This is a genomic window from Shewanella sp. ECSMB14101 (assembly GCF_000773485.1).
GTDB lineage: Bacteria > Pseudomonadota > Gammaproteobacteria > Enterobacterales > Shewanellaceae > Shewanella > Shewanella marisflavi.
This window is the reverse complement of sequence record NZ_JSFF01000073.1, coordinates 1-624: the sequence shown is the minus strand read 5'-3', so window position 1 is coordinate 624 and position 624 is coordinate 1. Positions and strand designations below refer to the sequence as shown.

Below are 624 nucleotides of genomic sequence, written 5' to 3'. Positions count from 1 at the left end.
ATTTTTAGATGATTTACTACTATTATTAATTCTCATATTAATTTTAATATTTCATTTTTTTGAGCTTTAGGATTTTTAATTATATTTTCTATTGGAGGATTTACAGGAATTGTAGCCTCTAACTCATGTTTAGATATTAATTTACATGATACATATTATATCGTAGCTCATTTTCATTACGTTTTATCTATAGGAGCAGTTTTTGCTATTTTTAGTGGATTTTTTATATGAGTCCCTTTAATATATAATATATATTTTAACATAAATTTACTAAAAATTCATTTTTGATCAAGAATAATTGGTATTAATTTAACATTTTTTCCTCAACATTTTTTAGGATTAATGGGTATACCTCGACGATATTCTGATTATTTAGATTCAATATATATATGAAATTTTATCTCCTCTATAGGTTCTATAATAACTTTTTTTTCTATAGTCATTTTTTTATACACATTAATAGAAAATTTTTTATTAAATAAAATAATTTTAATATCAGAAAGAAATTCAAATAACCAAGAATTTATATTTTTTTACCCTATTAATAGTCATACTATAGAAAATAATAATATAGTCTATTTAAAATAAATAAAAAAAAAAATTAAATTTTTAATTTAATAAATA

Annotated in this window: 1 pseudogene; it reads left to right on the top strand. The window is 18.4% G+C overall.

The features are described from left to right. Positions 1 to 75: 75 nt before the first annotated feature. Positions 76 to 231, top strand: a pseudogene (locus tag NY07_RS19950) (cbb3-type cytochrome c oxidase subunit I); the annotation flags it as partial. Positions 232 to 624: the final 393 nt, after the last annotated feature.